The sequence below is a fragment of the Flavobacterium sp. genome (assembly GCF_044361065.1).
GTDB lineage: Bacteria > Bacteroidota > Bacteroidia > Flavobacteriales > Flavobacteriaceae > Flavobacterium.
Window position 1 is genome coordinate 1 of record NZ_JBIKJI010000111.1, and the last position, 7,287, is coordinate 7,287.

6 protein-coding genes are annotated in these 7,287 nt (G+C 32.7%); all 6 read right to left on the minus strand.

Annotated elements, in window-relative coordinates; all coding sequences use genetic code 11:
* Nucleotides 1-55 precede the first annotated feature (55 nt).
* The gene (gene ftsA / locus ACIQ11_RS07520; RefSeq protein ID WP_396154059.1) at nt 56-1,432 is read right to left on the minus strand and encodes a cell division protein FtsA; all 1,377 of its coding nucleotides are present in this window, start codon (nt 1,430-1,432) and stop codon (nt 56-58) included.
* Nucleotides 1,433-1,442: 10 nt separating this feature from the next.
* On the minus strand, nt 1,443-2,165 hold the full coding sequence (locus tag ACIQ11_RS07525) for a cell division protein FtsQ/DivIB (RefSeq protein WP_396154055.1): 723 nt from the start codon (nt 2,163-2,165) through the stop codon (nt 1,443-1,445).
* Nucleotides 2,152-3,501, minus strand: coding sequence for a UDP-N-acetylmuramate--L-alanine ligase (gene murC / locus ACIQ11_RS07530; RefSeq protein ID WP_396154056.1), 1,350 nt, complete (start codon nt 3,499-3,501; stop codon nt 2,152-2,154). Before murC ends, ACIQ11_RS07525 begins: the two co-directional genes overlap by 14 nt.
* On the minus strand, nt 3,501-4,595 hold the full coding sequence (gene murG / locus ACIQ11_RS07535) for an undecaprenyldiphospho-muramoylpentapeptide beta-N-acetylglucosaminyltransferase (RefSeq protein WP_396154060.1): 1,095 nt from the start codon (nt 4,593-4,595) through the stop codon (nt 3,501-3,503). Before murG ends, murC begins: the two co-directional genes overlap by 1 nt.
* The gene (locus ACIQ11_RS07540; protein ID WP_396154057.1) at nt 4,592-5,974 is read right to left on the minus strand and encodes an FtsW/RodA/SpoVE family cell cycle protein; all 1,383 of its coding nucleotides are present in this window, start codon (nt 5,972-5,974) and stop codon (nt 4,592-4,594) included. The genes murG and ACIQ11_RS07540 overlap by 4 nt, the downstream gene beginning before the upstream one ends.
* A gap of 31 nt (nt 5,975-6,005) precedes the next feature.
* Nucleotides 6,006-7,287: UDP-N-acetylmuramoyl-L-alanine--D-glutamate ligase (murD, locus tag ACIQ11_RS07545; protein ID WP_396154058.1), on the minus strand; the 1,282-nt coding region annotated here is incomplete at its 5' end.

Sequence of the window (7,287 nt, forward strand, 5' to 3'; positions counted from 1 at the left end):
GTTGCTTTCCATATATTTGGCTTTGTTTTTTTTGTGTTATTTGCTACTAATAACCTTATTCTACATTATCTAAAAACTCTTTAATTTTCCCTAAAAGGTTATTAAAGTCGTATTTCTTTTTTCTTTTTGTTGGTTCGTTTTCAACCGGTGTTGACGTAGTTTCTTCCGCTACTACTTCATTTTCTGCACTTTCCTCAACCACTGGTGCTTGTGGAGTTGCTACAACTGGTTCAGGGATTTTCATCTCTACAAACGGAGTTGCGCTATTGGTTTGGTTACGTAAACTTTCCATAACTAAACCTACAGATGTAGCATATAATGGGCTCGATAATTCTTCGCTTGAATTTCCTGCCAAATGCTCGTTTGGATATCCTATTCTGGTATCCATACCTGTAATGTATTCTACTAATTGTTTGATATGTTGTAGTTGCGAACCACCTCCTGTTAACACAATCCCTGCAATTAATTTTTTCTTCGGCTCGTCGTGTCCGTATAATTTTATTTCAGCATATACTTGTTCAATAATTTCCACTACTCTGGCGTGAATAATTTTTGACAAGTTTTTTAATGAAATTTCTTTTGGTTCACGACCTCTTAATCCAGGAATAGAAACAATTTCGTTATCTTTATTTTCTCCTGGCCAAGCCGATCCGAAACGTGTTTTTAATAATTCGGCTTGTTTTTCGATAATAGAACAGCCTTCTTTAATGTCTTCTGTAATCACATTTCCTCCGAAAGGAATTACAGCAGTATGACGAATTACACCATTTTTGAAAACGGCTAAATCTGTTGTACCACCACCTATATCGATAAGTGCTACACCGGCTTCTTTTTCTTCTTCACTTAAAACGGCATCAGCAGAAGCTAAAGGCTCTAAGGTTAAACCTGTTAATTCTAAACCTGCGTTTTTAACGCAACGGCCTAAATTTCTGATAGAAGCGGCTTGTCCTACTACAATATGAAAACTTGATTCCACTCTTGCTCCATACATTCCAACAGGTTCTAAAATTTCTGATTGCCCATCAATTTTAAATTCTTGTGGTAAAGCGTGAATAATTTCTTCACCCGGAAGCATTGATAAATTTTGAACTTGACACGTTAATTGTTCAATATCATATTCTCCAATTACTTCTTCTGGATTTTTTCTACTGATATAATCGGTATGTTGAATACTACGTATGTGTTGTCCTGCGATTCCAACTACTACATCATTAATTCGATATCCTGAATTATTTTCTGCTTCTGAAATAGCTGCCTGAATAGATTGAATGGTTTGCGTAATGTTATTGACTACACCTCTGTGCACCCCTAAACTTTTAGATTTCCCTACCCCAAGGATTTCCAGCTTACCGTACTCATTTTTCTTGCCGATCATTGCTACAATCTTTGTTGTACCAATGTCTAAACCTACTGCAATACTTTCTTTGTTCATCATCTATTCATTATTTTGAACACACTACTTGTTGTGTGAAAATTAAATTTATTGTTTTGTACTTGCCAAGTAACGAATCTTTCGATGCGTATTGATAAAATGCTTTATAATTTTTAAACTTCTTATCTATTAAAATTGGTTTTCCAAAATTGATATCGTAATCATATTCTCTTGTTAACATCGACATACTTCCGTTCTTCTGAATTTTGATTGCGATGATATGTTTTTTCAAAAAATCATCTTTTTCAATGGTCTTAAAAGTTTCTATAAATCCTTTTTTAAATTCGCCTTCAACATTTCCTTGAACAATAGGAACTCTTGATGAAAAATTGTCCGACAATTGAAAAATACTGCCATTTTTATCAACATACAAAACACCGTTTTTATTAACAACTCTTGCGATTGGGGACTTCTGCAAAACTTTAGTTGTTAACATACCGTCTTCTGAAATATACACTTCAGCATTTTCGATAAATGATTGCTTTTTTAGGGCACTTTCCAATTCTTTCAAATCTACTTTATCTTTTTGAATTGAGGAAGTGCCTCCCAAATTTTGTATTAACAAGTTATTAACCATTTCATTTGTTAAAAACATTTTGTTATTACCCTGAAACTCAACTTGTATCTTGTTGATTTTCTTGTTTTGACTTCTATTTTGCGTAAAAGAATACAAGAAAATTACCACAATTAACATCAATACTAACCGAATATTTTGCCAATTAAATTTTTTCATTTAGCACTTTTTTAATGTCCTTAACCATTTCACCAATATCTCCTGCACCTATCGTTACATATACTTCTGCATCGGAATTTTCAAAGGATGTTAATAACTTTTCTTTGGTTACTAACTGTTTCTTTTTTGATGTAATTTTATCTAATAACCAACTTGAATTTACGCCTTCAATTGGCAGTTCTCTTGCTGGATAAATTTCCAATAACAGTATTTCGTCAAACTGCGACAAACTTTCTGCAAAACCATCAACAAAATCTTTTGTTCTACTGAACAAATGAGGTTGAAAACAAGCTATTATTTTTTTGTTTGGATACAACTCTCTAACCGCTTGATGCACTGCATTTATTTCGGTAGGATGATGTGCATAATCATCAATATACACTAATTTTTCGTTTCTTATTTGAAATGAAAATCGACGTCTTACACCTTGAAATGTAGCTAATGCATTACTTATTTTGTCATTTGAAATACCGTATGATTTTGCCATTGCAAATGCCAATAAAGCATTTGTTAAATTGTGATGACCAGGTAAGCCAAATTTTATATTTTCAATTAATTCTGTAGCGGTTTTTACATCAAAAACATAAAAACCATTTTCAATTCTGATATTTTGAGCAACGTAATCCGCGCCTACATTTACAGCAATTGTATTTCCTTCTAAAGGCAAACCTTTAATAATAAATAAATTTTCTGAAGGTACTTTTTGTGCAAATTCTTTAAATGAAGCTTCAATAGCTGCCACATCACCATAAATATCTAAATGATCCGCATCCATAGAAGTAATGCAAGACAAATTTGGATGTAAATGTAAAAACGAACGGTCAAATTCGTCAGCTTCAACAACTGTAACTGTTTTTCCTGTACCGATTAAATTAGAATCGTAACCTTCAACAATTCCGCCTAAAAAAGCAGTAACATCTACACCACTTTCATACAAAATATGTCCTAAAATACTTGATGTTGTTGTTTTTCCGTGCGTACCTGCCACTGCAAAACAAAACGTATCTTTTGTAATAATGCCTAAAACTTCAGCTCGTTTTTTTACCGTAAATCCGTTATCTAAAAAGAAGTTCCATTCGGTATGATTTTTTGGAACTGCTGGCGTAATAACCACTAATGTGTTTTCTGTGTTTTTAAATCGTTGGTCAATTAATGCAATACTATCTTCAAAATGAATTTTAATACCATTGTCTTGTAATTCGTGAGTTAGCTGCGTTTCTGTTTTATCGTAACCCGCCACATTTTTTCCAAGGAATTGAAAATAACGCGCCAAAGCACTCATTCCGATACCACCGATACCAATAAAATAGACGTTATGTATTTGGTTTAAATTCATTATTTTTTTAGTACTTTTTTTATTTCTTCCACTATTGCTTTAGTGGCGTTTGGTTTTGCTAATTTTTTAATATTTTCTGTTAGGTTTTGCAATTTCCCTTGATCCTTAACTATCGCTTCGAAAACAATTTTAAATTCGTCATCTAAATTTGATTCTTTAATTAAAATGGCGGCACCTCTTTCTACAATTGCTTTAGCATTTTTAGTTTGATGGTCTTCTGAAACATTAGGCGATGGAATAAAAATGGTTGGTTTTCCAACGATACATAATTCTGAAACTGAAGAAGCCCCAGAACGAGAAATCACGACATCAGCTGCTGCATATACCAAATCCATTCTATCAATAAATGCCGTTACTTGCACGTTTTCTTTTTCGTTATATTTTGAATATTCATTTAAATAATGCTTTCCGCATTGCCAGATAATTTGAAAATCTAATTGTAATAAAAAATCAAGTTCTTTTTCAATTAGTTGATTTATTCTTCTTGCGCCTAAACTTCCTCCTAAAATTAGAAGTGTTTTTTTAGAGGCATCTAAATTAAAATGAGCAATTGCTTCTTCTTTTTTACTGGCCACTTCCATTAGATCCTGACGAACTGGATTTCCAGTAAAATGCAATTTTTCTTTTGGAAAAAAACGTTCTAAGTTTTCGTATGCCACACAAATAGAATTGGCTTTTTTGGCTAATAATTTATTGGTAATTCCTGGATATGAATTTTGCTCTTGAATAACAGTAGGAATACCTAACATTGAAGCAACTTTTAAAACAGCACCACTTGCAAAGCCTCCAGTTCCTATAACCACATCTGGTTTAAATCTTTTTAAAATAAAAAACGATTTAAGTAAACTTGAAGCTAATTTTATTGGAAACAATGCGTTTTGAACTGTGATTTTACGTTGCAATCCGGCAATCCAAAGTCCTTCAATTTTATAACCCGCTTGCGGCACTTTTTGCATTTCCATTTTATCTTTCGCACCTACAAACAAAAACGAGGCATCTGGAAATTGCGCTTTTAATTCGTTTGCAATAGCAACTGCTGGATAAATGTGTCCACCAGTTCCTCCGCCGCTAATGATAAATTTATTTGCCATTATTTTTTGTTTATTACTGCATTCATTGGATTTTGTCCGTTCACCAAACTATCGCCTTGTTCTGTTTCGTTATCTTGTTTTAAAGATTCACGAATAGAATACTTCATATCATTTACTTTATGCTCGTCTTCCGAAAGGTTTTCCACAGCATTTTCAGCATTCATTACCACAACTTCTCTTTCGATTAATCGCTGTAAAGCAGCTTCTTTATCTTGAAAATCTTTTAAATCAGCGGCAATTTCATCTTCTCTTTTAGTAACACTTAATATAATTCCTAACGACAAACACGTCATCCAAATAGAAGTTCCTCCACTACTAATTAATGGCAATGGTTGTCCTGTAACTGGCAATAATTCAACCGCTACACCCATATTAATTAAGGCTTGAATTATAATTGGAAAACCAAGTCCGATGATTAATAATTTTCCAAACAAATTTGTGGTTTTATTGGCTCGTATTAAGAATCTAAAAAACAACAGCATATAAAAAAACACCAAAACATATCCGCCAATTAAGCCGTATTCTTCAATAATAATGGCGAAAATAAAATCGGAAGACGATTGTGGTAAAAAATTCTTTTGAATACTTTTTCCAGGTCCTACACCATTTATTTTCCCGACTGCAATGGCTATTTTAGCATTTTCAATTTGGTATTTATCTTCATCAGGTTTATCCGAAGTAAAATTTTCAATTCTACTCACCCAAGTATTTACACGACTAAACGTTTTATGTTTTGGAAAGGCTTGCGCCAATAAGAAAAAAAGCGCCAATGATGCCAATCCAATAGCCAACACAATTCCTAAATATTTTAAAGGATATTGCCCAATATACAACAACATAAAAACCATTGCAAACATTAAAGCAGCTGTAGAAAAATTGGATGGTAAAATAAAGATTAAAACCGCTCCAACTGGAATCCAAATTTGGATTACCGAATCTTTAAACGTGTATTTGGTTTCGTTAATTTTTGTTAGCGTTCGAGCTACATATACCATTAAGATTGCAAAGGCAAGCGTAGAAGGTTGAAACGAAAAATTGACAAATGGAATTTCCAACCATCGACTTGCATTCGCACCACCAATAGTTTTTCCTTGTAATAATGTAAAAAGTAACGCTGGAATAATAATCCAAATAGCAAAAATGGAATATTTTTTAAACTTTTCGAAATGTAATTTATGTATAAAAAATACAATACCTAACCCTATTATTACGTGTGTACAATGTTTTAGTAAAAGGATTAATGTAGAACCTTTTCCATTACCAACTGTATATACTAAGTTTGTACTCGCACTATATACGGGTAAAAAAGATACCAAAGCCAGTAATACAATTACAGCCCAAATGGTTTTATCTCCTTTAAGTTGGTTTATGATTTTGTTCATTTTAATTTGTTGCTTTGATTAAAAAAATCAATTATAAATTTTGTACCGCTTGTTTGAATTTACGTCCTCTGTCTTCATAGTTTTCGAATAAATCGAAACTTGCACAAGCAGGAGAAAGTAGCACCGTATCGCCTTTTTCAGCCATTTTGTTTGCAATTTTTACTGCTTCAGACATAGAAGTTGTTTCCACAAACATTTCAACCAATCCTTCAAACTTATCGGTTAACTTTTTATTGTCAACTCCTAAGCAAATGATGCCTTTTACTTTTTCACGTACCAAAGCCATTAACTCGTCGTAATCATTCCCTTTATCAACACCTCCAACAATCCAAACTGTTGGTGTAATCATACTATCTAAGGCAAAAAAGGTAGCGTTTACATTCGTAGCTTTCGAATCATTAATGTATTGCACATTGTTTATTTTTAACACTTTTTCCAATCTGTGTTCAGCACCCTGAAAACTGGTTAAACTTTCTCTAATAGTCGCTTTTCTAATATTCATTAATTGTGCAACCGTTGTTGCAGCCATAGCGTTTTTTACGTTATGTTTTCCTTCTAAAGCAAGTTGATGAATTGGCATAGTAAATTGGTCTTCGTTTAGGTTGATACTTATTTCGTTATTCTCTGTAATGCTTCCGCCTTTACTTAATTGTTTTGAAATTGAAAAAGGCACTTTGTTTGCTTTTGTTTGATGTGAGGCAAACCAATTTGAAATGGCTTCATCATCATCATCGTATATTAAATAATCTGTTTCTGTTTGATTCATTGTTATTCTGAACTTTGAATCGATATATAAATTATAATCGTAATTGTATCTGTCCAAATGATCTGGACTAATATTCAAAATAATCGCTATATCTGGCTTATAATTTATTATTCCATCTAATTGAAAACTACTTAATTCTAACACATAACAATCGTGTTTATTTTCGGCTACTTGCCAAGCAAAACTTTTTCCAATATTACCTGCTAAACCTACATTTAAACCACCTTGTTTTAGGATGTGATAGGTTAGCAAGGTTGTGGTAGTTTTACCATTACTTCCGGTAATTCCGATTGTTTTTGCAGTAGTAAAAGGCGCTGCAAATTCAATTTCTGAAATTACTGGAATATTCTTTTCAAGTAACTTTTTTACTATGGGCGCTTTATCTGGAATTCCAGGACTTTTCATTACTACATCGGCATTCAGAATTAAATCTTCTGTGTGCTTTTCGTCTTCCCAAGCAATTGCATTAATACTAAGAACTTCTTTATAATTTTCTTTTATTTTTCCAAAGTCGGTCACAAATACATCGTATCCTTTTTTCTTTCCC

Excerpts from the sequence above, each read along its gene's own strand:
- murC (WP_396154056.1), bottom strand. The coding sequence starts at position 3,501 with ATGAATTTAAACCAAATACATAACGTCTATTTTATTGGTATCGGTGGT.
- ftsA (WP_396154059.1), bottom strand. The coding sequence starts at position 1,432 with ATGAACAAAGAAAGTATTGCAGTAGGTTTAGACATTGGTACAACAAAG.
- ACIQ11_RS07525 (WP_396154055.1), bottom strand. The coding sequence starts at position 2,165 with ATGAAAAAATTTAATTGGCAAAATATTCGGTTAGTATTGATGTTAATT.
- ACIQ11_RS07540 (WP_396154057.1), bottom strand. The coding sequence starts at position 5,974 with ATGAACAAAATCATAAACCAACTTAAAGGAGATAAAACCATTTGGGCT.